This window comes from Pseudomonas oryzihabitans, assembly GCF_032027545.1.
GTDB lineage: Bacteria > Pseudomonadota > Gammaproteobacteria > Pseudomonadales > Pseudomonadaceae > Chryseomonas > Chryseomonas oryzihabitans_F.
The window spans coordinates 1-25,871 of record NZ_JAVSJB010000031.1 but is presented as its reverse complement, the minus strand read 5'-3'; the positions used below and the strand labels follow the sequence as shown (position 1 = coordinate 25,871).

Here is a 25,871-nt window from a genome sequence, read left to right as displayed (position 1 = left end):
TGGCTGCGAAGAGCAAAGGGTCCTAAGGCTCCCGGCCATAGTAGCCATCCGCCGCCCCAACCTCCTGAGTAGTGATAGCGGTTTACCATTGTCCGGCCGACCTCACTGATCGACAACGCAGGCCCAAGAACCACCAAGGGCATGCCATGTTCTATCTCTTTTTCAGGAAGAAAGCCCCACCCTCCGCGCCTGCAGGGCCCAGCAAACAGGGCTTCACCCGGCCGTCTGCAGGCCAGGATCTCCTGGCGCTACCCCGCCGGCAGAAGCTCATCGAGAACATCTGGCAGCGGACGTCGCTGTCCCGCGAGCAGTTCGCCTCACTCTATCGGGATCCTCTCGGGCGCTACGCTGATCTGGTCCAGCAGCTTCCAGCTTCGGAAAACCACCACCACGCCTATCCCGGGGGCCTGCTCGACCACGGGCTGGAGATTGTCGCCTACGCACTCAAGATCCGGCAGAACTACCTCCTTCCCATCGGCGCACCGCCTGAGTCACAAGCAGCTCAGGCCGAAGCTTGGTCAGCAGCGGTAGCCTACGGCGCCCTCCTCCACGACTTGGGCAAGATCGCCGTCGACATCGAGGTCGTCCTCGAGGACGGCAAGCCATGGCACCCCTGGCACGGTCGCATTGAGAAGCCCTACCGCTTCAGATACGTCAAAGGTCGTGACTACCAGCTTCATGGCGCTGCCTCAGCACTCGTCTATTTCCAGGTGCTGCCGCCCCACGTACTGGACTGGCTCAGTGGCTACCGCGAGCTATGGTCATCGCTCATCTTCGTCTTGGCCGGGCAGTACCAGCACGCAGGCGTCCTCGGAGAGATGATCGTCCAAGCCGACCAGGCGAGTGTCGCTCAAGAGCTCGGTGCCAACCCGCAACGTGCGATGGAGGCCCCCAAGAACACGATCCAGCGTCAGCTGGCCGATGGGCTACGTGCCCTGGTGATCGAGAAGTTCAAGCTGAACCAGCCAGAAGGACCCTCGGACGGGTGGCTGACCCAGGATGCGCTATGGCTCGTCAGCAAGCCTGCCTCAGACCAGCTGCGGGCACTGATGCTCTCCCAAGGCGTAGAAGGTATCCCAACGTCGAACGCTCCATTCTTCAACCTGATCCAGGACCAGGCCATCATCCAGGTCAACGCTCAGGACAAGGCTATCTGGAAGGCAACGATCGACACCGGCCACGGCTGGAAGAACACCTTCACCTTACTCAAGGTTTCCCCCGCGTTGATTTGGCCAGATCCCGCAGATCGACCAGCTCCATTTACCGGCATTTTCACACTTGAGCAGCCGGAAGACACTGAGCTAGATCAGCAGCGGCCTGCACCCGCGACCGACATCATTACGCCATCATTCCCGATACCACAAAGCGTGACGTATGTCACATCTTCACAAGAGGTGTCCTCATCCGAAACACTGCCGCCGCCCGCACTCCAGACCGGTTTGGACCCCATGGACGAGACCCTTGCACTAGCAGATGAGCTCTTTGGTGAAGCGGCTTCATCTTCAGAAATTCTAGCTTCTCAGCTGCTCCCTGACGTCACCGGAAACAACGTCACTAATTGCATCGCCGAGCACCTATCTGAAGAGGCAATTTCGGCTAAGGACACAGTTGATCTCGGCCAAGCTTTCATAGCTTGGGCGCGGCAGGGCGTGCTTTCACACACGCTGGTGATCAACGATGCCAAAGCAATGATTCACACAGTGGATGGCACTGCGTTTCTCGTCAGCCCCGGATTATTCAAGCGCTATGCCCTGGAGCATCCTTACCTACAGAGGGAAGCTAACGCGAGAAGAATTGAAACCTGGCAGCTAGTTCAACGCGGATTTGAAAAACTCAAAACTAACCGCAAGACACCGGACAATCTTAATATATGGACATGCGAGGTGATCGGCCCGCGGAAATCCAAACTGCTTAAAGGCTATCTTTTGAAGGACCCTGGTGCAATCTTCACGCATACGCCATTCGATAATATTAGCCTTCGTTTGCAGGATATGGGAGCTAGCGAAATTTGAACATCATCGATATCGCTAGCGAATACAACGACACTCACGACCTCAGGCCAGCGACTAGAACTATATACCTAGCAGCTGCTCGAGCATTAACCCGGAGATTCGGCGATGACGTCGAACTGGAAAAGCTACATCATCGAGATGTTTTGATCTGGCGCAAGGAGGCCTTGGATTCAGGCTTAGCGAAGCGCAGCTGGAACACGTACGCGAGTCATCTCAAAACGCTTTTCGGATACGCCATTTCTCAAGACCTATTGACGCTCCGTAAAAACCCCTTCACTGACACCTCTGTAGTTCCACCCAGAAAGCGGAAAAAAACTGTACCTCACGAGGCCATTACTCAGGGCCGCAACCAGCTTATCAGGCTACAAGAGATCGAACGGGTATCAGGCGAACGTAGCAGCATAACCCCTGCTTGGTTCTGGCTATCTGTCTACGAAACCTTTCACTACACCGGAATTCGCCTGAATTCTTTATTAAGTATACAGAGACGAGACATCTGCCTAAGACGTAGAACTATTAATGTTCGAAGCGAAGGAGACAAGACTCACAAAGAATTTCTCCTACCCATTCCTGGACCTCTTTATGAGTACATAGACCGCGTTGTAGCGTGGGCAGACTCTCTGCATTTCAAAGCCACGGACCAGCTATTCAACGTCAACAGGTTCTCCTCGCATTACAGACGAGAAACTATGGATATTAATCAGATTGAGGCAATGTATAGAAAGCTAACGGCGATAGTAGGGACTCGGATGACTCCCCATCGGTTCAGGCACACCCTGGCGTCCGACCTAATGCGACAAGCGGATCGCAACATTCACGTAGCCAAGGCCCTGCTGAACCACTCGAGCATCGCTACCACCATGGAATACATCGAGACGGATCCACACCAGATGCGACATGTCCTCGAAGAACGTGCCGATAAGGTACCGAGGAACCTTATCGCTCGAGTGGATTACAGCGTGCGGCAACACAAGGAACAGCGACTGGATCCGCCTATGCCGCCCTCTTCCCTACCCTTTCAGCAACCGGTGAGTATCTCCGGACCCTCTACGCCGGAAGCGTTCGATCAGCTCGCAGAATGGATCAGCAATGGAGCGAGACCGCTTACAGCGGTAGGAAGGCGTGGATAGCTACACAGCGGAGCTGACATACGAAATGGCGCCAAGGCCACGCGGCGCCAGGCTCAGGGCGCCGGCTGATTCAGTTTGACATCATCAAACCGCAGGGCTAGATTCCGTCGCAGACGGCTGCTTGTTTCGGCTGCGAGGACGCAAAAACCCTCCATTGCGGAGGGTTTCTGGTGAAGATGGTGGGTCGTGTGGGATTCGAACCTACGACCAATTGGTTAAAAGATAACTGGTCGAAAGGTCCCAAACGCTTCGCTTCCGGACCCGGTAGAAAGGTACAGACAGTCGTGGCAGTGGCCTCTAATGAACCCATTAGAGGCTGCGAATTTGAAAACCACATCCAAGATTTCTTCCAAGGGCGGTACCGGGAAAACTACATCGGTAGCCAACCTAGGCGCGTTTTGCGCCGATGCGGGGTTGCGAACGCTACTGATCGATCTGGACCCTGTCCAGCCTTCCCTCTCCTCGTATTTCGAGCTGACGAAAACCGCCCCCTGCGGGATCTTCGAGCTGATTGCCAGCAACGAGACTGACCTCCAGAAGATCGTCTCCGAGACCTGCATCAACAACCTGTCGCTGATCTATTCCAACGATCCGCACAACCATCTGATCAATCTGCTGCTCCAGGCACCTGATGGCCGCCTACGCCTGGCTCATCTCAAGGAGATCTTCCAGGACGATTTCGACCTGGTGCTGATCGATACCCAGGGTGCCCGTAGCGTATTGCTCGAGATGGCAATACTGGCCTCCGACCTGGTGGTGTCGCCCGTTCCCCCGGAAATGCTATCCGCTCGGGAATTCAACCGCGGCACCCTGCAGATGCTCGATGGTCTGCGCCCCTATGCTCGGCTAGGCCTCCCGGTGCCGCCCATTAAGGCCGTGGTCAACAACCTCAAGCTGACCGCCGATGCTCGTCAGATCAACGACTCCATACGGCACGCCTTTCGCGACCACGCCGATATCCAGGTCATAGATACCGTCATTCCCCATGCGGTCGTCTATTGCGAGTCGGCTACCCACGGCGTTCCTGCACACCGTCTGGACTATCGCCAGCTCACCGACCGTAAAGCGCCACCCGCTCTGCAGGTCATCCGCGACCTTGCGATCGACGTCTTCCCGGAGTGGACTGACCGCTTCACCGCCATGACCGAGTCGGTCGTGCATGCCCTGGTGCGAGAGGGCAAGTGAGATGGCCACCCTCCAAAAGCATGATCTGACCCAGGCCACTGGCATCACTGCAGACGTGGTGCTGGAACAGGGGAATTTCTACGAGGCGAAGGATTTCCGCAAGGTACAGACCGGGCTCTCCGGCGCGGCCCGCGAGCTTCGTGCGCTGACCCAGTACAACAACACGCTCCTCGGCCGCCTCGGCGCGCAGCTCTCCCACGAGCAGCGCGAGCTGCTGAGCATCGCTGCTGCCCTACTGGACTCGGTGAAGTACAACGTCGAGCACGCCAAGGAACGCAAGGCACGAGAGGAGAAGGCTGCCGCCAAGCTTCGTGAACAGCGCGAGCGACAGGCAAAGCAGCTGGTCGCCCAGCACTTCCCGCTGCCGACCACGACGGTCGAACAGCAGATCGAAGTGTTGAAGCTGTACATCGCCACCCGCCCCGTTACCGAAGGCTGGATGCTGAAGGAAGATCATCACCTTCGCGACATGATGCAGTCTCCAGCTCCAAGCTGGACAACCACCAAGAAATGGCGACTGGATCAGGTAACCAGCCTCATCGCTGACCTGAAATCCTCGGTCGAGTATCACCTTGTTTTCGTGGACCAGTCTCCCTCCCAGCGGCTGGATTCCCTGCAGAAGCGAATCGCTGAGGTACGGGAGGCGCAGCTTTCGAAGCCCAGCGCCCAGGAGACCCTTCGGGTCTGGACAGAGGCCCTTCAGGAAGTCGCACCGGTGTCGAACCCGACACCGCCGGCGGCCCCTTCGCAAGGAGGAACTGCCTGATGGAAGCCAACAAACAGAAGATCCTGGAGCGTGTCGCCAAATGCTTCGCCCTAGCCAAGGACGCCGGCGCCGCCGCAAATGAAGCCGAGACCGCGCTGCGCCAAGCACGCAAGCTCATGCAGCAGCACAACCTCTTGGATATCGACGTCCAGGCCGTGCTCGCCAGTGAAGCCCTGGTCGCGACCGGCACGCGCAAAGCACCGGCAGACTGGCTACACAAGCTCGCCCTGGCCTGCGCCCAGGCCTTTGACTGCGACCCGATCGCCTGTCGTGAGCGGCATATGGGGTGGGCTTTCAAGTTCATTGGTATCGGCGTCGGGCCAGAAATGGCCCGCTACGCCTATTCAGCGCTACACCAGCAACTGATCGCCGCCCGCAAGGACTACGTGCGCAGCCTGACGCGCTGCAAGCTGGCCACCAAGCGCCGGCGCGGACAGCTCTTTGCTGACTCCTGGGTAGACGCGGTCAGCATCAAGGTGCAGGAGTTCGCCCAAGCCAAACCCGAAGAGACTCAGCAGGTCATCGACGCCTACGTCCGGACCTACCACCCTGACGTGAAGACCTCGGAACTGCGGTGCCTTGAGGCCAAAGGCCATGACATCCGGGCGGTCTACCGCGGTTTCGAACTGGGTGCCCAAGCCCAACTGAACCGCGGCGTCGGCCAACAGCGCGACCGCCTCATGCTGGGAGGTCGCCCATGAGCGCCGCCCAGTTGTTGGAATCCGATTTCCACACCGATTCCCATCCGGTCTCTGAAGGTGAGCGCGTAGCGGCTGGCCTCGTCCCACCCCATTCCCAGGAGGCCGAGCAGGCAGTCCTGGGCGGGCTGATGCTCGATAACAGCACCTGGGACCTCATCGCCGATGTGCTGCTGGAGGAAGACTTCTTTTTCCGCCATCACCAGCTCATTTTTCGGCGCATCGCCCTGCTCGCTTCACAGTCCCGGCCGTTTGATGTTGTGACCCTCGCCGAGGTGCTGCCTGAGGTTGATGAAGTGGGTGGGCTGGCTTACCTGGGTGCCTTGGCCAAGGACACCCCATCGGTGGCCAACATCGTCGCCTACGCGGAGATCGTCGCCCAGCGCGCGCACCTACGCCGGCTGATCCTGCTGGGCTTTGCCAGCAGCCGCGAAGCCTCGGCACCCGGGGCCAGTGCCGCCGAAGTGCAGGAGCAGACCGAGCAGCGGCTGTTCGCGCTCGGCCAAGATCGCAAGGGCGCGGAGTTCTGCAACGTCACCGCGACCCTGAACAAGCTGATCGACACCATCGACGAGCGCTTCAATAACCCCCTGTCGGTGACCGGCGTTCCTTCGGGCCTGGTCGACCTGGATGCTCTCACCTCGGGATGGCAGGACACTGACCTGATCATCGTCGGTGCGCGCCCAGCCATGGGCAAGACCGCCTTCTTGCTCAACTGCATCAACAGCGCGCTCCAGCATGCGCAGGAAAAGTCGGTGCAGATCTACAGCCTGGAGATGCCGGCCGAGCAGCTGATGCTCAGGCTGGTGGCGATCATCGGCCGCATCGATGCCACCACGCTCAAGCTTGGGCAGCTGGAGGATGAGGACTGGCCGAAGCTGTCCCTGGCCGTCAGCACCATCAATGGCTATGGAGATCGTCTCGTCATCGACGACCAGGCAGGCCTGTCGCCCACTATGCTTCGCGCCCGAGCTCGCCGCGCTGCGCGCCGCTTCGGGCCGCCCGCCTTGATCCTGGTCGACTACCTGCAGCTGATGCGCTGCGAGGGTAAAGAGAACCGCGCAAACGAGATCAGCGAGATCTCGCGCTCGCTCAAAGCCTTAGCCAAAGAGATGCAGTGCCCGGTCATCGCGCTTTCCCAGCTTAACCGTGATCTGGAGAAGCGACCCAACAAGCGTCCGATCAATGCAGACCTGCGGGACTCAGGTGCCATTGAGCAAGACGCTGACGTGATCATGTTCTTGTACCGCGACGAGTACTACCACCCGGAAACCGAGTTCAAGGGTATTGCCGAGCTGATCGTAGGCAAACACCGCAATGGCGAAGTCGGCACCGTACGTGCCGCGTTCATCGCGAAGCAGACGCGCTTTGAAAACCTGAGCGCCCAGGCGTGGCAGGAGATGCGCGCATGACTACCCTCTGGGCAAACCTTTTTGGGTACCCAAGAAAGTACTCCTCTTTTATGCCGGACCTCCTATGGTCTGGGTGGGTTTGGGTTGCACCGCCGACCTTACCACTGGATGCGTCCGGCACCCTTTCGCGCCTGCTGGCCACCGCCGCCCGGTCGCTGCGTCTCCCCTGCCCTTCCCTCCGATCGTTCGCCGGCGGGAGCCGGCAAGGAGCTGCTCGATGAACCCGCAAGTCATGCTGTCTCGGGTCACCCATCAATGCCGTGGCTGTGGTCACCACCTGTGCCGACGCCCCCTGACCTCGGATGAGTTCCTGGTCTGCAGCGTGTGTCACTCGCTGGATGTTGTCCGCCTGGAGCCCGTCGAGCAGCCAGATCCTGGTCTTTACCACGACACCACGGTGGTCTTTCGCGTCTGTGGGTCCCGCGATGACGCGGCCGGCCTGTTCAAGACGCTAGATCTGCTGTTCAAGGACGACGGCCTGGCTGAGATCGTCGCCATCGAGTCGGGTAACCGGCTCCAGCAGCAGGCAGGAGGACAGTGACATGCTCACTACTCACACCCCCGATCAGAACTTGCCGACGTGTACCGACCGCGAACGCGATCGCTCGATGTTGGACGCCGCACTCAATGAGTTCCTAGCAAAAGGCGGCCAAGTGGTCGAAGTGGCCACCAGCCAACGGTCCGTTGCCGGTCCCAGCTTTGTCATCAGCGCCCAACGCGAAGAGCTACGCCTGCAGGCCGAGACGACGTCGATAGAGGCAGCCTCCGACGACGACCTGGTACGGCTGCTTCGTGCACGCGCGTTGCTGGGCGACACCTTGCGCACCGCGGCCAAACGCCTGCAGCAACCGCTCAAGCGCTGCCACGACCTGGCCCGCGCTCATCGCCTGCCCTTCAAGGCCGGCTATGTGAAGGGAGGTAGCCGGACATGAGCTGGATACGAACCGCCACAGGCCGACACCTCGATCTTACGGGTAGCACCGCGGTCGACATCGATCCCCTGGACCTGGCCAGAGGACTCGCTCGTGCCTGCCGCTTCGCCGGGCAATGCGATGCTTTTTATTCGGTGGCGCAGCACTGCGTGCTGGCCAGCCTCCATGTGCCGTCTGAGCACGCCTTGCATGCCCTCCTACACGACGCTGCTGAAGCCTACCTTGGGGATCTTACCGGCCCCCTGAAACGCCTACTGGTCAGCTACCACCAAGCGCTGTTGGCCAGCGCCGCGCAGGTGGCGGGTCTGACGCAGACGGATTTCATCGAGCAGTTAGGTCATCGACTGCCGTTGAATTGGACGGTGCCTTACACCCGACACGCTATGGCCCTGCAAGCTGATCGGCCGTTCTACCACCAGCTCGAACAGCACCTGATGAGTCTGATCGCCGAACACTTCGGCCTCTCTCCCGAGATGCCTGACAGCGTGAAGGCCATCGATCTGCGCCTGCTGGCCACCGAACGCCGCGACCTCATGCCCGCTGACGATGAGCCCTGGGAATGCCTGGCCGGCATCGAGCCTTTGAGCGACCGGATTGAGCCCTGGCCTGCGGACGTTGCCGAGCGACGCTACCTGAGGCGCTTGCTTGAGCTCATGCCACCTTCGCCTCGCGGTCATGCGCAAAAGCTCGTTGAGCTCCCGTCTGCAGCACACACCGTGTGCAGTGCGGCCCATCCCGTGAGGCACACGCGATGAGTCGACCTTTCAGGAGTGCCCTGGCACAAGCGGCCTATGACCGTGCAGGTCGACAGGTGCGACCTGCCAACTATCGGGTATGGACGCCGGAAGACGAAGCGCTTTTACGTCTGCGCTATCCCCATGAATCAGCCAGTGCCCTGGCGGTGGTTCTTAGCCGCGCAACCCACGCCGTCCATCGCAAGGCCCGGCAGATGGGCCTGAGCAAAAGCGGTGAGTTTTTGAGCGGCGCGCAGTCCCGCCGCCTGGATGGCTCACAGGGCGTGGGGTTTTGCTTCGAGAAAGGTCACCGCCCTTGGAACAAGGGGTTGAAGGGAGCGTGCTGCGGGGGCGAGGAAACGCAGTTCAAGCCCGGGCAAAAACCGCGCAATTGGCTTCCCATCGGAAGTCTTCGGCTGAGCAATGAAGGCTATCTGCAACGCAAGATGACCGACACCGGCTACCCACCTCGCGACTGGATTGGCGTGCACACCCTGTTGTGGGTCGAGGCCAACGGCCCGGTCCCGGATGGCCATTGCCTGAGCTTCCGGGATGGCAACAAGCAGCACATCGCCCTGGATAACCTCGAGCTTATTACCCGCGCCGAGCGTATGCGCCGCAACACCATCCATCGCTACCCACCTGAGCTCCGGGATGCCATTCGCACCCTCGGCCGGCTCAAACGCACCCTCAAGGAGGCGTCCCGTGAAGAACAAGCTTGAAGATCTGCGTAATCACCTGTTCGCCACCATCGAAGGGCTGCTCGATGAGACCGCGCCCATGGAGATCGAGCGCGCCAAGGCGGTCGCGAAAGTCAGCGCCGTGCTCATCGAGTCGGCCAAGGTCGAGGTCAGGGCGCTGGAGGTCATGGGCGGAACACGCGGAAGCGGATTCCTGCAGATCAATCAGGAGGGTCGGCAGCCATGACCGGTACCTATCCCGCTCCTTTCGTTGAAGAGTCCCTCTCGGCCCCGGAACACGAGCAGCTAGCCCAGCTATACGAGCTTATGGACCTGTCGCAAAAGGGCGTGACCGAGCTGCTACGGGATGCGTTGGGACATCTTGAGTTTTTGGGAGCAGACGCAACCGCGTGGTGTACCACTGAGACCCTCTACGCCTTGGCTCACCCATTGGAACGGCGCCTACACCGGGCCGTTGCGAAGCGCCTGGACGGTAAAATGCTCCTGCTACGCGAGACGAACGTGCTTCGCTTTCTGACGAGCGATGGCGATCCCCTGCCGCGTATCAACACCTTGATCTTGCGTAGAAGCGGCTTCGAGCCTGTGGTGGCTATTCCTCGTACGTGGCTATGGCCGCAGCAGGACGAGGGTGCTGTGTTTTGGCGAGAGCAACAAATTCTTGACCAGACTCAGGTTAAAAGCCTCACGCCCTATACCGGACTGCCAAGCAAATACGTCTTTGGTCCCGTGCTGGCTCGGCTGACACCAGACCATGAGGCACTGGCTCAGGACCTGGGCTTTCCCAAAGGACATCCCAATCCCTATTGGCTACTGGCTCATTACCCCTCTCACTACCGATTGCGGTTGGGCGATGACCTACAGAGCTCCGCAGACGGAACACCCGAGGAGCTCGCGCCATGAGCACGCACGCCCTCACCGCTCACGCCACGCACAAGAACCTGCAGGCCCTGGTGGCCTTTGCCATCGACGAAGGGTGGGCAGTCACCCGGACCCGCGGTGGCCACGTGAAATTTACCAAGCTCGGCTGCTCACCCATCTTCACGTCTTCCACGCCCAGCGATTACCGCGCCAGCCTCAATGCCCGCGCGCTGCTGCGCCGTGCCCAGCCTATGAATGAATTGGACCAGACACTATGACGACCGCAACCAAGCGCAAGCCAGCCGCACGTAGAGCTGCCCCAGAAGATGAAAAGTTCGTGGTCCGCTTTCCCAAGGGCCTGCGTCCCCAGATTGCCGAAGCGGCCAAGCAGGCCCACCGCTCTATGAACGCCGAGATCATCAGCCGCATGGGCCGCACCCTCGAACTCGAGGACGAGGTCAGTCGCCTGCAGCGCGTCATCGACCAGCTGCTGGCTGCCAATGATGAACCTGGCCGCCCTGCACGTTCCGCCCAGGAGATCCACGCATGAGCAAGCCCCACAACGAAGCGGTGACTCAGCGACTGTTGGCTGGAGGCTTTCCCGGCTCCAGCGCACCTGTTGCACGCCTGGCGGATCCGATCAAGGAGACGCCCATGGTCCTGACGCTGGACGAGCTGGCCCCTTACAACCGCAACCCCCGAACGACCCGAAACCCAGCCCATGACGAGATCAAGGCCTCCATCCAGGCTCGGGGTTTGGACACACCACCTCCCGTGACGAGACGGCCAGGTGAAGAGCACTTCATCATTCGAACCGGCGGCAATACGCGCCTGGCGATCCTCAATGAGCTCTGGAAGGAAACCCGGGACGAGCGCTATTACCGCATCAATTGCCTATTCCGACCCTGGACTGACCGCGGTGAGATCGTCTCCTTGACCGGTCACCTGGCCGAGAACGATCTGCGTGGCAATCTGATGTTCATCGAACGCGCAGTCAGTATCGACGCTGCGCGCGAGCTCTATGTACAGGAATTGGGTAAGGATATATCCCAGCGGGAATTGGCCAAAAAGCTCTCGGATGATGGCTATCGCATCTCACAATCTCATATCAGCAAAATGCAGGAAGCCCTTCGTTTACTGGTGCCCGCAATACCTGGGCTGCTCTATTCCGGCCTTGGCAAACACCAAGTAGAGAAGCTGCTGACACTACGCAGCGCAGCCCTTAAGGCCTGGATTGGCTTCAATGGCCAGGAATCAGACTTCGAGTTGCTCTACCAGGAAGTGCTCAACGGCTTTGATGGTCCGACTGACAATTTCGTATTCGAGTCCATCCAAGACGAGCTGATCGGTCAGATCCGCAACGCCCTCGACGTCGGCTATGAGCACGTGCTCAAGGCCATCTTGGATCACCAGGATAGTAGCCGCCGATCGCAGCTCGTGGGCGTCCAACTGCCCGATGGGCAGACGCCGCAGATTCCCTCGCCCACAAGCACACTGCCGCCAGCCAACCCTAACCAGCCTCCAGAACAACAAACTGGCGATGCTACCAAGCAGATGCCGAAGGCGAACCCTGCCACCACACCGCGACAGCTGCCCGAGCGTGCGGGTGGTGTCAGTGCTGTCGATGCCAACTCGCCTGTACCGCAGACCCCGCCAGATCCAGAGCAACTCACAAATGACGAGCGCGCCGCGCGGCTCGATGGCCATATCGTCACCCCCGACAACATCAGCCCCAAGATCCGCGACGTGCAACGGCGGATTGCGGCTGAAGGCGGCGAGACGCTTCCTGATTTCAACAGCGATGCACTACGCGCCATACCCGTGCAGGCCGGCGGGCTCTATGCGGTCTCGGATGTCTGGTACATCGAGCGCAACATCGACGATTCGGATTCCTTGCGCAAGGTACTGCGGATGCTCGCACTTGAGGTCGCCGAACTCTCTGACGTACCGGGAGACTTGCTCATGTCGACGGAACTGGGACTGGGCTTTGCCCTGACCAGCCCGCAGGAAGATCTCACCGAACGTGGCACGACGGCCTGGCAATTCCTGCAGTCGTTGAGTGGCATGTATCGCTACGCCATCGCCCGTGACCCTGACGCCGCTGCGGATCTTGCTGCCAGTGTTGCTGAAGAGACCGCCACCTTCGCTCTCAATCTTGGCCAGCTGCTGATTGGCAATCCGCTCTTCGATAGCACGCCAGCCAGCCCTGACGGCCGTATGACCGATGCTGCCCTGGTGAAGCTCTTTCGGATCGTCCGACTCGCTCGCCGGCTGATCGAACTCGAGGCCGGGCAGTAGCCCGGTCGCCTTCTGGACTGCATTAGGAAGTCGCATATGTCCACGAAGTACAACCCCCTGAACCAGGCATTGGTGGATTTGATCCTCCATCATCTGCGCAGTGGCCAAGTCCAGCGCTGTCTGGATATTGGCCTGGACGTCGAAGTCTTGAATCTACTGCGTCAGCCCCAGGCGCACAGCATCCTGAAAAATGCACCGGCGCGCTGGTGCAAAGTCCAGATCGATCTCGACATGGTCAAGAAGCTCTTGGAGAACTGCGAACGCGATGAGCGCGAGGCGCGCCTCGTCCATCGTGCCATCCAGTTGGGCGCTACCAACGCGATGATCAAGGCGTTCTTCGGCATGGCTCCTAGCGAGATCAGTGTCGTGCGTCACTTGCTCAAAACTCCTGGCCGCTCGGGTCGCGTGGCAGCGCTCAACGATACCACCCAGGTCTGGTATCGCTTTCTCGACCTCATGAACACCCATGGAGTCGACCATAAAGACGCTGTGGCGCTGCTCGACATCTGCATGCTGATTACCGAGGAGCTCAACGGCCCGCTGGAGTCCATCAAGGACAAGCATGACCAGATTACCCTCGGCCTGATCTGGAACCTCATACAGACCTGGATCAACGAGGGCCTCTACCCACCGAAAATTGCTAAGGCACCCTTGCTACTTATCGCTGATGCACGTCGGAGACGCGACAGCCTGGTGGCGGACGAGCAACCGGGACTGCACGCCCTACCCTCGGTGGACGAGCAGGATGACGGTCTCGGGCAACTGAGCCTGATCGAGCTGGATTCGGTAGAAGGCGATAACAGGTGAAGACCCCTGCTCCACGTGGCTCCTCTCTAATCAGTCGCGCCCTGGACGTTGCTGCCTCGCACCTGAACGTGCACGTCCAGGCTCAGCGCGACTATAAGCAAAAGACCGGCGAAGACCTTCCCAAGGAATTCGCCGGCATCGTTTTCAGCGGCAACCCTCACGAGACCGTTCCTCGCCGACTGCTGCTCGATGATCGTCTCTCGCCCCTAGAGCGCAACGCCTGGCAGGTGTTTCGCCTGCTCATGAATGGCGACGGTGTCACCGCGTTCCCTACTTATGATCAGCTCCGACCCTACCTGGGCAACAATCCAGGCCGACCCGCCTCCCGTGAGACGGTAGCCAAAGCGCTGACCGTGCTGCGGCTAACCCGCTGGATGAGCCTTGGACGGCGCGTACGCGACGCCATCACCGGCCAGGTCCAGGGCAACATTTACATCTTGCATGACGAGCCGGTGGCGTATTCAGAAGCCATCCAGCTCGACCAGGACTTTCTCCCGCTAGTAGCCAACGGCCTCGATCATACCAACACCTCTGTCCGCGAGATCGCGGGCATGACCTTTGACGAGATGCTGGTCAGCGAAACCCAGGAATTACCCACTCGGGTGGAGGTATTCCGGGAGCGCTTCCGCGCTCAGGGGCTCGAGGATCCTGCGAGAGCGGCTGTGCCTGCGGCTGAGTTCGGAATCCGAACGCCGGTCCTTCCCCCCATGAATCACCTGAGTTCGGATTCCGAACTCAGTCGAAAAAGCCTGGTTGATGAGGGTTTGCCCCCCAGTTCGGAATCCGAACTCAGTGGGAATCAGGGGATTTCACCCTTAGTTCGGAATCCGAACTCATATAGTACGTATACGAATACAAATACTGATGTATCTAAAAGCTCTGTACTGCGCGGGCAGGCTGATGGGGAGCTTGTTTGGCCGACGGCCTACCAGCGGATGTCGTCGGAGCAACAACAGCGGGCCCAACAGGCGATCCTGTCTATCAACCCAGAGCTTCGGGCGCCTGTGGTCAAGCAATGGGGCGCTCGATGTGCCTCTGGCAAAGTCGGCAAGCCTTTCGCCTATCTGCTGAGCCTCATTCAAAAGGCTCAAACCGGAGGTTTTAACGCTGAGTGGCAACCCGGTACGACGACCCAAGCCACTTCCTCCCAGCCTACCCCGACAGTCCCTGCACTCCTGAAGGTGCCGCGATTCGAACCAGCGGCAGTGCAGCCTACGCCTACAGTTGGTAATGCTCAGACAGGGCGCGATGCCTTGAGGGGCATTAGGAAATCAATGGGCCGCGGGGGTGCTGAATAGTGCCTCACCCCATTTACATCGGACCGAGTGATTCCCGGGGAATCACTTCGGATACGCCCCGTCAGGGTGATTCCCAGGACATCACTTCAGCCACGCCCTGTCAGGGTGATTCCCGGGGAATCACCTCGGATACGCCCCGTCAGGGTGATTCCCGGGGAATCACTTCGGATACGCTCCGTCAGGGTAATTCCCGGGGAATCACTTCGGTCACGCCACGTCAGGGTGATTCCCGGGGAATCACTTCGGATACGCCCCGTCAGGGTGATTCCCAGGACATCACTTCAGCCACGCCCTGTCAGGGTGATTCCCGGGGAATCACTTCGGATACGCCTCGTCAGGGTGATTCCCAGGACATCACTTCAGCCACGCCCTGTCAGGGTGATTCCCGGGGAATCACCCCAGGCACGCTCCGTCAGGGTGATTCCCGGGGAATCACTTCGGTCACGCCACGTCAGGGTGATTCCCAGGGAATCACCCCAGGCACGCTCCGTCAGGGTGATTCCCGGGGAATCACTTCGGATACGCCTCGTCAGGGTGATTCCCAGGGAATCACCCCAGGCACGCTCCGTCAGGGTGATTCCCAGGGAATCACCCCAGGCACGCTCCGTCAGGGTGATTCCCGGGGAATCACTTCGGATACGCCCCGTGAGAGTGATTCCCTGGGAATCACTTCGGTCACACCCCGTCAGGGTGATTCCCAGGGAATCGGTTCCTGCCTGGCTGCTCTGGGTGATGCCCCGGTCATCAGTGGCTCTACGGAAGTCCATCAGCAACCTCCTCGCACCCAAATACGGTTTCCCGCTGCCCTCCAGCGCCAGTCTCGGCAACCTGCCCGAGCGTCATCTCACAACCCAAGGAATCCTTCTCATGGCTGATACCTTCCAGCTCAACCTGGGCTCGCTCAGATCGAGCGTCAAACTCACCCTGCATACCCATCACGCCTCACGACTCTGGTTCGGCCGGCAGCGCTCCGACAACAAGCCCGGCATGATCGGCTTGTCCGGCTTCTCCAACATCATCAACCGCATCTCCGCCGGCGCCGCCAAGGACGATCCCTACTCCGATCTCTTCCTCATCATCATTGAGGACAAGATCGAGGAGTCTGAGCAGCTGCTGACCGCTATAGATGAGCGACTGGACCAGGTCATGGCCATGCTGCCCAAGCAGCTCGATGTGGGTACCAATCTGTCGATTCAGCCACTCGAACTGCCGCTGTACCTGAACTCGCCGCTGGCCTTCAAAGGCGTTTACCTGCTCACCCGCTATGACGAGCTGGTGCGCCGGATCCTCCTGGCCGCTCATATCGGCTTGATCGACAACGGCTCCAAGGAGGCCTGGCTGGACGAAGGGGCTGCGGTGCTTCGCCGACTGTACGGCGTGGGCCAGCGCTACAAGGGCTACAGCGGGGCGTCGCGCGACGACATCGCCGCCCACAATGCCCGCGCCACCAACGCCCTGCAGATGTACAGCTTCCTGGAAATGCCCAAGGACGTCCTGGAAGGAACCCGCCGTAGCAAGTTCGCCCCGGCGATCCAGCGTGCCGGCGATGTCCCGGCCAGCTCCAGTAGTGGCGATGACGGTTTCGATGGCGACTCCGCCGATGAGGATGAGCATTTGGGCGCTATGACCAGCTCCCAGACCATCACCGAGATGAGTGAGGCCTGATCGCAATGGCACTGCAACAGTCCACTCAAGGTTCGAAAACCGCAGACCTGCAACAGGCCGCCTTTCAGCCCCTGCAACAAGAAGTCTTCGCGAACCTGCAACATTCTCCCTTCTACAAAGGGCTTTTAAAACCCTTTAAGGGTAAGGGGGAGCTGGACCAGTTGGCCGAACAGTGCCGTTCCCTTGAGGCCGATCTGAACGCTTTGGCGCAAGAGCGAATCCTCGCCCAGGCCAGGCGCTTCCCCTTCTCCCTACTGCCCATCCGCATGACCCATCAACACACCTCGGCTGGCCCAGTGTTTTTGCGCTGGCAGCAGAGCGGAACGCGAAAGATGGGTGTGGGATTGTGGGCGCAGCTCTGCCGCGATCCTCGAACGCCGGAAACGCTCCTAGCGGACCTGCACGCCCTGGAGCAGCAGCGCATCGCGCTCAACATGCAGATCAGCCTGGTCCACACCATCGGCCGGCAGGCCGCCGAGTGCGCCGAAAAGATGGCCCAGGCTGATGCCGTGTATAGGGAAAAGCTGGCCCAGATCTGTCATCCAACCGCCTCCCCTGCCGTATCCACCTATCAACCAGGAGTACAGCCATGACTCAATCCAAGGCCAAGACCACCCTGACCCAGGCACTCGACGCCGCCCAGGCTCATCTCACCGCTGGCACCTGCCCCACCGGTAGCGACGTATCGGTCCAGGTTATTGCTGGCCAGCCCATGACGACCAGTCTCGATGTCGCACAGCATTTTGGGAAAATGCACAAGAACGTCATCAAAGCTATCAAGGCGCTAGAGTGCACTGACTCTTTCCATAAGCTCAATTTTGAGCCCATACAAATTGACGTCGATCTGGGTATGGGAAGAACGCGTAAAGACCCTGCCTACCGTATGACGCGCGACGGCTTCACCTTCCTCTGCATGGGGTTCACCGGTAAAGAAGCTGCACGTTGGAAAGAGGCGTACATCAACGCCTTCAACCGCATGGAGCAGGCCTTGCGTCAGCCCGCACCTCAGGCACTACCTGACGTCGACCGTCGCGCCCAATTGACCTTCGCCATCAAGACCCTGGACCTCATGCGTGATGGCTTGCCAGGCCATCCGCCCAAACCACCCACCGATCAGCTGGTACGCCACTTCCTGGCCGTCGAGACCCTGGAGCAGGCCAGTGAGGAGCAGATCCGCATGGCCCTCTCCTTCATCCAGGGCCAGATCATCGGCGAAGGTTCCGCCGGCAGATCGTTGCCCGGGGTAGCCGGGACCACACTTGGCAAACGCCTGCTGTACGAGTTGCTCGAAAGCGCTCACGACGCCGAGTCCATGTTCGCTGCCATGTATGACGCCGGGGTCGAGAAGCTGGCCAGCGAGGCCTTCCGCGATCACCTCGCCGGCAAGCTTGCCGACACCTCACGCGGCGCTCGCGACCTGCTGGGCTATGTCTCGTCCTTTGCCAGCCGCGATCCCTATCACGTCAAGCGCCCCCGGCAGAACACCCACTGACTGGATGCTTGGCACAGCCTATTGAACCACCACATCCATACCCCACCACCCAGAGGAGCCCCATCATGGGCACAGCAGTAGTTTGGGAAGGCAACATCGGCTCCGCACCGGAGTACAAGCGGTTCCAGAAGGACAATCAGGATCCGCGGCACCTGCTCCGGCTGAACGTCTATTTCGATAACAGCATCCGCCTGCAGGATGGCTCCTACGAGGATCGCGGCGGTTTCTGGGCCAACGTCGAGCTCTGGCACCGCGACGCGGAAAGCTACAGCCGGCTGTACCAGAAAGGTATGCGCGTTCTGATCGAAGGGCGTGCGGTCCTGGATACCTGGAAGGACGGCAACGGCGAGGAGCAAGCGGCGATGAAGGTCCAGGCCAACCGGATCGCGTTCCTGCCGCAGCGGATCGAATCCATCACCCTGGGCCAGGGCACGGGTCAAGCTCAGGCGCGACCGGCGGCGAACGGCCAGTCACGGGCTCCCGCCCCGACGCCGGCGCAACTTTCCGAAGACTTCGACGACCAGATTCCCTATTAGGGCCTCCTCGAAAATTTCGCCGCCCTCAGCGTGAAGCTGCCGGAGACAGGCCTCACTCAGCGTGGGCCTGTCGCCTCTTGCACACATCAGGGACAAGGAAATCATCGCCATGAACTATGCCGTTACTCTGGCGCTAAGCTTCTCAGGTCTCTGCGGAGCTTACGCGTTGTACAGCGGAATTCGATTGAGACGGAGCCTTAGAAGACTGAATAGGATCATCAGGGTATTTTCTTATGACGCTCGCGGAGTACACAAACGTCTAGAAGAGTTGCGGGAGATATCAGTAGCCCTGCAAGACGGGTGTCCTGAACTACTTAGCTCGCAGCCATGGGTCCTCGGCTGGGTCGAGAGCCAAATCTACTGGTTGGAATCGCTCGCCGATCAATTGGGTGCAGAAATCAGTGAAATCAACGTCCACAATCGTTATCACCAGCATCGTTATCGGAGGAAGCCGCCTTCAGTGTGACAATCAGTCTGCTGATTTCCCACACCAACCCCAGCTCGATATACCTCGGACGTCCGAGCCTGTGGCCCGTTGAGCAGCATCGCCAAGACTTTCCATCGAACGTTACTCGCCTCACTATTTCGGTCACATCCAAATATTCTGTGGGAGCTATCTCGCCCTCGCCGCGAATAATTCCCTGAGCAATTGAGTGGTTCCCTCCACTAACCCAGCCTATGCCCAGCGGTATCATGAAGGTGACCTGATGGTTGCTACTTTGCTTGAATCTACCTAGAGGTCGCTCTGACCCTATACGACCCAACAGATTAACAATGCTCGAAGGATGCCAAGATGTCGGAAGTATGATATCTGTCGAAAGGTTCAGTAGATGCCCTGCGGGCGCAGGCACCACACTTCTAATGATTGAGCTATTAAGGTCCCGGTCGGCGCCTGGTAGCCACCCGCTAAAGCCTAGAGAGTCGAGCCACCATAATTCTTCGATCGCTTGATGCGGGGGTTTGAAGTAAGCATCTGCAATGTGCCGGGACTGAAGTGGTCTCAGAATTATTTTGCTAAGGTCCTCTAATCCTCTTACTTCGCTTTTTTCATAAAGCTGGTGTGCCCAATGCAATACAGGATGCTGGTTGGTCAGCGTAGGCTCTCGTAAAGCCTCACATCTACGAAGGAAAATTTTGAACCGATTCCCACCCATGTACATATCCCCAGATACGCGCCGTGCCTCTACGGCCAATCGAGCGTAGGTGTGCTAACGGTTCGGATTTCTATCTTAACCGCGCTACAGCGTGGCACATCAGGGTTGGGTCAACCTCAAATCACTGGTAAGCCGAGCAGCTGCAAAAAATTCGCGCCTCAACGTGGAGCTACTTGGAGACCTATCTCGCTCCTCGGCTTTCCCCCAGCCGTCAACCAACTCTCAGGTTGAGCAGGGACCGCGGCTCAGCGTGGACCCACGGGTGATACCCACTCCAACAGCGTGGACCTGTATATGAACGACTCTTATCACCTTGAGCGCATCGTCAGCCAGTATGTCGAGGGCAGCGACAGCGTTTACCCTACCCAGGTCGACTCATCGGCTGAAAGGCCTGAGCCATTGAGTCGCACCGCATTGAGGGCGCAACGGCTGAAGCCTGCTCCGGGTCAAGAGCCTGCTAGGCGGGTCTGGAGCCAGCGACGCCGCGAGCACATCGAGTTATACGACCCTTCTCTGTGCATAGCTATGCGTGAACAACGAGTCTGCTCCCCTGCACAACTCGCGGCGCTTGAGGCCGGGCGACGGGCTCGCACCCATGCCGACTGCAAAGACTGTGGTCAAAGCTTTGAGCAGTATCAGCTGGACACCCACCAGGTGTGTCCAGCCTGTGCAGGTCAGCGATTTGAGAGTGAGCATCGGGCCAGAGCCGCCGAGCGGAAGACGGCGTTACAGGCAATGGTCATGCGCACCACTTCTGGTCGCACCCTGTACCTTGACGTTGAAACCACTGGCCTATCCTGTAGCGAGGGCGATGAGATAGTCGAGATTGCCGTAGTCGACGAGGCTGGGCAGGTGCTGCTGGAGTCGCTGGTCAGACCGATCCGCTGCCAGGACTGGCCCGAAGCCCAAGCGGTCCATGGCATCACGCCGGCCGACGTGGCCAGCACGCCGGTGCTGGAGAAGCTTATCCCTCACCTGCAGGATCTGTTTGAGCAGGCTGACACGCTGGTGATCTATAACGCCACGTTCGATCTGTCGTTCTTGCCTACGATGCTTCAACCACTGGCGAGCGGGAAAGCTATCTGTGCGATGCAAGCGTTCGCGCTGCAGATAGGCGACTGGGATGAAAGGCGCGGCGCGTTTCGTTGGTACAGCCTCATGGAGGCCGCCCGCCATGCCGGCCACTCGTGGGAGGGCAATGCTCACCGAGCCCTGGCTGACGCGATGGCCGCACGTACCGTATGGCGTTGGCTGCGTAGTCAGCCATAGTTATCATCCTGGCTCTAGGAGTACGCCCAGGCCCAGCAGCAGGGCTTTGATTTCCAGGCCAACCTGTTTCAGCCTGGATGGGGTTTAACCTTCCTCACAGTCCATCTCACCGCGAACCTAGACCTTCCTGATCGCTACTGAAGGTCTTTGCCATGTTTCTTCGGACCCTCCTTTGGTTGTCCGTCATCACTGTCCTGGCTGTTGCGGGCACAGCCGCGTACGGGTTGTACAGACACTTCGATCCTCGCGAGGCCCAGTCTGTCCTCTCTTTTGGGTTTCGTGCACTCGCACTTGGTTGGGGCTGGCTGCTGACCTTCTGGGCGGCCAAGTTCACACTGGAGCTGCTGATCGGCGCTCAGGAGGAGCACCAGAACTATCGCCGCCGCAAAGAAGCCGTCGAGTGGTACGTCAAGGCACTCGGTGGGGACATCACCCAGTCCCAGGCCGACTTCATCAATGAGCGGCTGACCTATGGCGATCGCTGGGAAGCGGCAGAAGGATTGCTCAAGGCCTACTACGGTCCGGGTATCGAAACCAGCGACATCAAGCGCCTGGATGACCTCGCGGATCGTGGCTGGCGAGTGACCGGCAAGCTCCAGGTCGACGCCCTTTGCCTGAGCCTTGCGGGCCGACATCAGATCTATACGCCGCTGCGCCTGCTGCCTCAGCACTCGAAAGTGCCGCTGCCGGCCTCGCCTCCTTCGCCCTCGCCGTTGAAGCCCTTTCGCGAGGACGATCCCTGGTACTCGACCGACGTGCTGAAGTTCTTTGCCGCGCGCAACACCTTCACCCTGTTCCAGCGCCATGGTGGCATCGATCTCGACTGGGCGCGCAACGATGGCCAGCGCACGAACCCTGTTTCGCGTGAAGACTGCGCGGCCATGCTCAAGGCCATGCAAGCCTGGATCAGACGAATGACGTCCGAAGCTGAAGCAGTAGCGTTGGGCACCGACCTCGAGTACGTGCGACACGATATTGCTCATATCACCGAGGCACTTGCCCGTGAGCAGCATCAGCACTGTCACAGCGTAATGTGGGAAGCGATCAGGGACGATAACCGGGAGCGCGATGACGATGAGCGCCGGGCGGATGAGTATTGCCACCGGCTATATTCTGGGCCTGCCGATGAGTGAGGGCGAAGCAGCGAGCCTTGTGCCTGAAGCGGCCGACACGCCAGCCTTCAGCGAGCGGCAAAGGGCGGTTGCGCAGACCTGGGCCGAGCACTTCCGTATCGAACCCAAGAACCGGGCTGCTTTCACCGAGAGCTACCTGAGCAGCACCCTGTACACCCGCTTTTGGACCGTCGAACTCCCTGCGCTGGAAACGCCTGACCACGTCGGCAGAGTTGTCATACCGGTGCTCGCCCGATTGTCCGACGACCTGCAATATTTCGATGGGCACCAGGTGTGGACTATCGGCCTGAGCAAGGGTTACGAGCGAGAGATTCAGCAGCATTTGGGCGATCAGGCGCTGCTGGAAGGTCCCACGCTTGCGCAGGCTTCGCTGCTGGCTCAAGGGGTCATCCACAATCGGCGTCACAGTCGATCAGGCCTACTCACGTCCTTTTCCAAAGATGCTCGCGAACTGACCTTTTCCCGCGCCGCCCAGGACCTGGCCCCTTGGTTTAAATTGCGTACGGGGGATCGCTTCGAGGCGCGCTACTGCCGGCCGCGTACCGCCTTCTATGGCAAACATCTCGGCGCCACCCTCAAACGGTTCAATGCGCATCTGGATCCTGATGTCCTACGCCTGATTCGCGGTATCCGGTGTCCCGATACGCGCCTCTACAACTGGATCTGCGATCCACAGGGTCAGCGTGCTTGGCGCCTGCAGGCGGTGCGTGCTCAGCCGGTCCTGCTGCCGCTGCTCTTGCTCTGGCCGGACGAGTTGACGCAAGAACAGCGCATCATTCCTGCCCCACGGCAGGGATACTGCCCCTGGCCAGCGCTGGCATCCTACGTCCACGGCGAGTGTCTGTTGCTGCTCCCGCAGTTGCTTGCTACCGCCGTAGACCAGGCATTGCCCTTGCACGAGGTGCTGGCTTGGCTGTTTCAGGTCCCAGTTGCGCATCTGCGCTATCTGGGCCGGCAGCGCGTTTACGATACCGGCGGGGCCTTGAGCTTCCTACATCCTCTCGAAGGAGAACGTGGCTTTCGCGTGCTGCTCGGCGCGGCCACCACCGGGAATCGTCGACCCCAGAGCAAAGCGGACTGGAAGGCCTTTCGTGAGGTGTGGGGTGCCCTGCCTTACGTGAACCAGATACAACGAGACTTGACCGGCTTCATCAAGGGCGGACCTGCGCGCTGGTCGGATGCTGACTGGATCGGCTTATGTGTCCGTGCGCAAGACCTCAGTGAGCTGCACCGGGATCTCAGTGAAGGCGATCCCCTCAATGCGCTGCTGGACCGCTTTCAAGTCCAGCGATCTGCGGCAGAGATCGCCCGTCTCGCGGATCGCTATCAGGCGCAGCGCCGGGCCCTGGTCGCCCAGCATCAACAGGCAATAGAACGGGAGGAAGCGCAGCGCTTCCAGTCCTTTCAAAAGAGCGAGGGGTGGCCAGGGCTGCTGGTCGAGTCCGCAACAGTCTTGGCGCCCAATGGCCTGGAGATCGTCGAGCTGCTCACGCCACAGGCGCTGGTTCACGAGCACCATGCGCTGTGTCATTGCGTGGACCAATACGACTATGCCGCTTTGAGCGGCGACTGCCGCTTGTTTTCGGTACGCCGTGACGGCGTGTCGCTGGCCACCGCCGAGATCATCCAACCGGGAGTATCTCCGTACGCCTACGACTACGACGTAGACGAGTATGAAGAGGACTATGAGGACAATAGTCCTCAGGTAGACCCGTTGCTCAAGGTTCAACAACTCCGGGGCTATCGCAACGCATCGCTTGCACCGGAATCCGCTGAGAAGCAGGCGTGGGACTGGTTCTGGCATGAGCTTTTGAAGGGTCATTGGCCCTTGAGACTCGATTGGCCGCAGCACATTGAATCACCCGGGTACGAGCGTGCCCGCCTCGCCCTTGAGCGCAGTCTGCCGGCCCTGACCCAGTGGCTCGCCCACCAGCTACGCGATGTCGCAGAAGTGCCTTCGCCCTCACGCTCTGACCTGGAGGTTGACCCTGTGGGACTGCACTACGCTTCGGACCTGCACTATCTCAATCGCTTCGCTGATCTGGAGGATCAGACTCGGCCGCTGCGCGCCTGGTCTGATGTGTTTACTCCCGACTCCATTCGCTTCGCGCAGCGCATCTACAGCACCTCGCATGACAGCGTGCATCCCAAGCAGATAGTGGGCTATGCCGCACTCGATCACACTGCAATGTCGTGGAAGTGCCTCATGCGCGACGGGCCCAAGATAGCGGAGAACCTTGCATGGCTGGAGCGCAATCCGCGCTACTACTTCGATGGCAGCACACCGGGCGTACCGCCTGATCCGGTGCAACTGGCGACCCTCGACGGCCTGGAGTTTTATGTTACCGGCCAGGGACTGCACCGGGCCTGTATCGCGCGCTACCTGGTCGAGCAGCATCCTGAGGTGCTCTTGCGCAACGTCAGGGTCACGCGCTACGACCTGCGGCAAGATTTCATCGAGCTCTGCGGTCGCTTCAATGCGCGGATGCAGGCCTTGGACACCAAGGTGCTCATTCGTCCCCTTGAGCTGGCCACCCATGAGATGGCCATCCACGGCGGAACGCTGGAGCGCTGTGACCTGGCCTTGCTGATCGAGCTGAACGACTCACGCGAATGGGTCGTAGATGCCCCGACCGCTGAGCGTTTCCTCCAAGAGATCGACGCGGCCGCCTGCCGGGAACCTACCGTCAAACGGACCTTCAGTGCGCGGATGCTAAACCGGCTCCTGAAAAAGCTTGGACCGTTGGCCATGCTCGGCGGTGTAGGCCGTGGCTAGACCGCTGCTACGAAACACGTCCGGTACGGCGCAGCTCCTGCAGCGCGCCGTTTTCGACGGCTACGACTTCGGCCTCAAGATGCCCTATCTCGAAGGGGCCAACCGCCTGCTGACGAGCCGGGGTGGCACCTTCATTCGCCGCGGCGAACATCCGTTGTCTGGGTATTGGCGGCTGCCTCAGCGGCGGCTGCTGGAGGACCTGGACGTGCTTTTTCACCAATTGGGCGAGCTGGCCGACGGTCGCTTCGCCCAGGACTGGCCGGGCTTCAGCCGCAAGATTGCGGACGCCCAGGCCGATGCCCGACGAGACCTCTTTATCTGGGGGATGCGCCTGCGGATCGCCCCCCTGTCCGGTGGCGGCGTTGTGCTCTCCGGGGACTATCACCCGGGCTGCGTCGCCGTGGCCAAGCGTATGCACGGCGCCTTCCTCTCGACGAGCCGCGCTTGGCGAGTGCCCGCCTCCGCCGAGATCCTACGCAGCAACCTGATTCTGGAGCTGGGGCTGCTCGAGGAGCAGTTCGAGATGCTCGACGTGCTCCAGGAGCTATTGTCTGATGGATCGGTCAGCGCCGCCCGCGACGTCACCGCGATGTCGATAGGGGGACCGCCCCAAGAGCGAAGCGCGTCCTCAGCCGACGAGGACAGTGCTGCAGACGTCTACCTGGCCGCGGTGCCGGACATCGCCAAGACCAGCTGGACCCTGCAGGCTATCGAGGCCGAGCTCAAGCCGTATTCGCTGATGTCGCACCAGCCTGCTGGAATTCGACACCTGCTGCAGCGCACCAGCGCACTGCTGGCCGATGACATGGGGCTGGGCAAGAGTCGCCAGGCGGTGATCGCTGCCGGCATCCAATCAGCGGGACGCCAGATCTTGGTGGTGGTGCTGGCCAGTCTCGTCATTAACTGGGAGCGGGAGATCCAGGCGGTCTATCCCGACGCTCGAATCGCCCGGCAGCGGTATCAGGCTGACGCCCAGTGGGTGATCGTCAATTACGAGCGCCTGGGCGACTTCGTC

The 25,871-nt window shown here is 60.1% G+C and carries 26 protein-coding genes; 25 read left to right on the top strand and 1 reads right to left on the bottom strand.

The window, feature by feature from the left end; translation table 11 throughout:
• Positions 1-146: 146 nt before the first annotated feature.
• The 21 genes from mobH to RND78_RS25980 all read left to right on the top strand — a co-directional run bounded on the left by mobH (position 147) and on the right by RND78_RS25980 (position 18,524).
• Positions 147-2,012, top strand: coding sequence for a MobH family relaxase (mobH, locus tag RND78_RS26075; RefSeq protein ID WP_312732925.1), 1,866 nt, complete (start codon positions 147-149; stop codon positions 2,010-2,012).
• Positions 2,009-3,142: a tyrosine recombinase XerC gene (xerC, locus tag RND78_RS28570; RefSeq protein ID WP_409457136.1), complete on the top strand. Its 1,134-nt coding sequence runs from the start codon at positions 2,009-2,011 to the stop codon at positions 3,140-3,142. Before mobH ends, xerC begins: the two co-directional genes overlap by 4 nt.
• Positions 3,143-3,466: 324 nt before the next feature.
• On the top strand, positions 3,467-4,327 hold the full coding sequence (locus RND78_RS26070) for a ParA family protein (RefSeq protein WP_312732927.1): 861 nt from the start codon (positions 3,467-3,469) through the stop codon (positions 4,325-4,327).
• A 1-nt stretch (position 4,328) separates the two neighbouring features.
• Entirely contained in the window at positions 4,329-5,093 is a 765-nt protein-coding gene (locus RND78_RS26065; RefSeq protein WP_312732923.1) for a hypothetical protein, read from the top strand.
• Positions 5,093-5,794 (top strand): DUF2786 domain-containing protein, encoded by a 702-nt coding sequence (locus RND78_RS26060; protein WP_312732921.1) that lies wholly within the window; start codon positions 5,093-5,095, stop codon positions 5,792-5,794. The genes RND78_RS26065 and RND78_RS26060 overlap by 1 nt, the downstream gene beginning before the upstream one ends.
• A complete protein-coding gene (gene dnaB, locus RND78_RS26055; RefSeq protein WP_312732919.1) occupies positions 5,791-7,203 on the top strand; it encodes a replicative DNA helicase in 1,413 nt (470 codons plus the stop codon). The genes RND78_RS26060 and dnaB overlap by 4 nt, the downstream gene beginning before the upstream one ends.
• 217 nt (positions 7,204-7,420) lie before the next feature.
• Positions 7,421-7,744 carry a hypothetical protein gene (locus RND78_RS26050; RefSeq protein ID WP_312732917.1) on the top strand — a complete coding sequence of 108 codons (324 nt, stop codon included), beginning with the start codon at positions 7,421-7,423 and terminating at the stop codon, positions 7,742-7,744.
• Between the two features lies 1 nt (position 7,745).
• Positions 7,746-8,135, top strand: a complete 390-nt coding sequence (locus RND78_RS26045) for a hypothetical protein (RefSeq protein ID WP_312732915.1) — start codon at positions 7,746-7,748, stop codon at positions 8,133-8,135.
• Positions 8,132-8,890: a hypothetical protein gene (locus tag RND78_RS26040; protein WP_312732913.1), complete on the top strand. Its 759-nt coding sequence runs from the start codon at positions 8,132-8,134 to the stop codon at positions 8,888-8,890. The genes RND78_RS26045 and RND78_RS26040 overlap by 4 nt, the downstream gene beginning before the upstream one ends.
• Entirely contained in the window at positions 8,887-9,591 is a 705-nt protein-coding gene (locus tag RND78_RS26035; protein ID WP_312732912.1) for an HNH endonuclease signature motif containing protein, read from the top strand. Before RND78_RS26040 ends, RND78_RS26035 begins: the two co-directional genes overlap by 4 nt.
• The gene (locus RND78_RS26030) at positions 9,575-9,796 is read left to right on the top strand and encodes a hypothetical protein (RefSeq protein ID WP_312732910.1); all 222 of its coding nucleotides are present in this window, start codon (positions 9,575-9,577) and stop codon (positions 9,794-9,796) included. The genes RND78_RS26035 and RND78_RS26030 overlap by 17 nt, the downstream gene beginning before the upstream one ends.
• Positions 9,793-10,470 (top strand): hypothetical protein, encoded by a 678-nt coding sequence (locus RND78_RS26025; protein WP_312732908.1) that lies wholly within the window; start codon positions 9,793-9,795, stop codon positions 10,468-10,470. Before RND78_RS26030 ends, RND78_RS26025 begins: the two co-directional genes overlap by 4 nt.
• The gene (locus tag RND78_RS26020; RefSeq protein ID WP_312732906.1) at positions 10,467-10,706 is read left to right on the top strand and encodes a hypothetical protein; all 240 of its coding nucleotides are present in this window, start codon (positions 10,467-10,469) and stop codon (positions 10,704-10,706) included. The genes RND78_RS26025 and RND78_RS26020 overlap by 4 nt, the downstream gene beginning before the upstream one ends.
• On the top strand, positions 10,703-10,978 hold the full coding sequence (locus RND78_RS26015; RefSeq protein ID WP_312732904.1) for an Arc family DNA-binding protein: 276 nt from the start codon (positions 10,703-10,705) through the stop codon (positions 10,976-10,978). Before RND78_RS26020 ends, RND78_RS26015 begins: the two co-directional genes overlap by 4 nt.
• On the top strand, positions 10,975-12,726 hold the full coding sequence (locus tag RND78_RS26010) for a ParB family protein (protein ID WP_312732902.1): 1,752 nt from the start codon (positions 10,975-10,977) through the stop codon (positions 12,724-12,726). The genes RND78_RS26015 and RND78_RS26010 overlap by 4 nt, the downstream gene beginning before the upstream one ends.
• 36 nt (positions 12,727-12,762) lie before the next feature.
• Positions 12,763-13,533: an STY4526/YPO1902 family pathogenicity island replication protein gene (locus RND78_RS26005; protein WP_312732901.1), complete on the top strand. Its 771-nt coding sequence runs from the start codon at positions 12,763-12,765 to the stop codon at positions 13,531-13,533.
• On the top strand, positions 13,530-14,831 hold the full coding sequence (locus RND78_RS26000) for an STY4528 family pathogenicity island replication protein (RefSeq protein WP_312732899.1): 1,302 nt from the start codon (positions 13,530-13,532) through the stop codon (positions 14,829-14,831). The genes RND78_RS26005 and RND78_RS26000 overlap by 4 nt, the downstream gene beginning before the upstream one ends.
• Before the next feature lie 867 nt (positions 14,832-15,698).
• Complete coding sequence (locus tag RND78_RS25995; protein ID WP_312732898.1) at positions 15,699-16,496, top strand: PFL_4669 family integrating conjugative element protein; 798 nt, start codon at positions 15,699-15,701, stop codon at positions 16,494-16,496.
• 5 nt (positions 16,497-16,501) lie between these two features.
• On the top strand, positions 16,502-17,089 hold the full coding sequence (locus RND78_RS25990) for a DUF3158 family protein (protein WP_312732897.1): 588 nt from the start codon (positions 16,502-16,504) through the stop codon (positions 17,087-17,089).
• Complete coding sequence (locus tag RND78_RS25985) at positions 17,086-17,988, top strand: Rha family transcriptional regulator (protein WP_312732896.1); 903 nt, start codon at positions 17,086-17,088, stop codon at positions 17,986-17,988. Before RND78_RS25990 ends, RND78_RS25985 begins: the two co-directional genes overlap by 4 nt.
• Before the next feature lie 65 nt (positions 17,989-18,053).
• A complete protein-coding gene (locus tag RND78_RS25980; protein WP_312732895.1) occupies positions 18,054-18,524 on the top strand; it encodes a single-stranded DNA-binding protein in 471 nt (156 codons plus the stop codon).
• A 407-nt stretch (positions 18,525-18,931) separates the two neighbouring features.
• On the opposite strand, the gene RND78_RS28565 is transcribed toward RND78_RS25980, so the two are convergent.
• Complete coding sequence (locus RND78_RS28565) at positions 18,932-19,678, bottom strand: DUF6710 family protein (protein ID WP_409457135.1); 747 nt, start codon at positions 19,676-19,678, stop codon at positions 18,932-18,934.
• Positions 19,679-20,419: 741 nt separating this feature from the next.
• Here RND78_RS28565 and RND78_RS25975 point away from each other — a divergent pair.
• The 4 genes from RND78_RS25975 to RND78_RS25960 all read left to right on the top strand — a co-directional run.
• Positions 20,420-20,947, top strand: coding sequence for a 3'-5' exonuclease (locus RND78_RS25975; RefSeq protein ID WP_312732893.1), 528 nt, complete (start codon positions 20,420-20,422; stop codon positions 20,945-20,947).
• A gap of 152 nt (positions 20,948-21,099) precedes the next feature.
• Complete coding sequence (locus RND78_RS25970) at positions 21,100-22,080, top strand: hypothetical protein (RefSeq protein ID WP_312732891.1); 981 nt, start codon at positions 21,100-21,102, stop codon at positions 22,078-22,080.
• Complete coding sequence (locus RND78_RS25965) at positions 22,037-24,856, top strand: hypothetical protein (protein ID WP_312732889.1); 2,820 nt, start codon at positions 22,037-22,039, stop codon at positions 24,854-24,856. Before RND78_RS25970 ends, RND78_RS25965 begins: the two co-directional genes overlap by 44 nt.
• The coding region (locus RND78_RS25960; RefSeq protein WP_312732887.1) for an SNF2-related protein at positions 24,849-25,871 on the top strand (1,023 nt) is incomplete at its 3' end. The genes RND78_RS25965 and RND78_RS25960, both read left to right, overlap by 8 nt.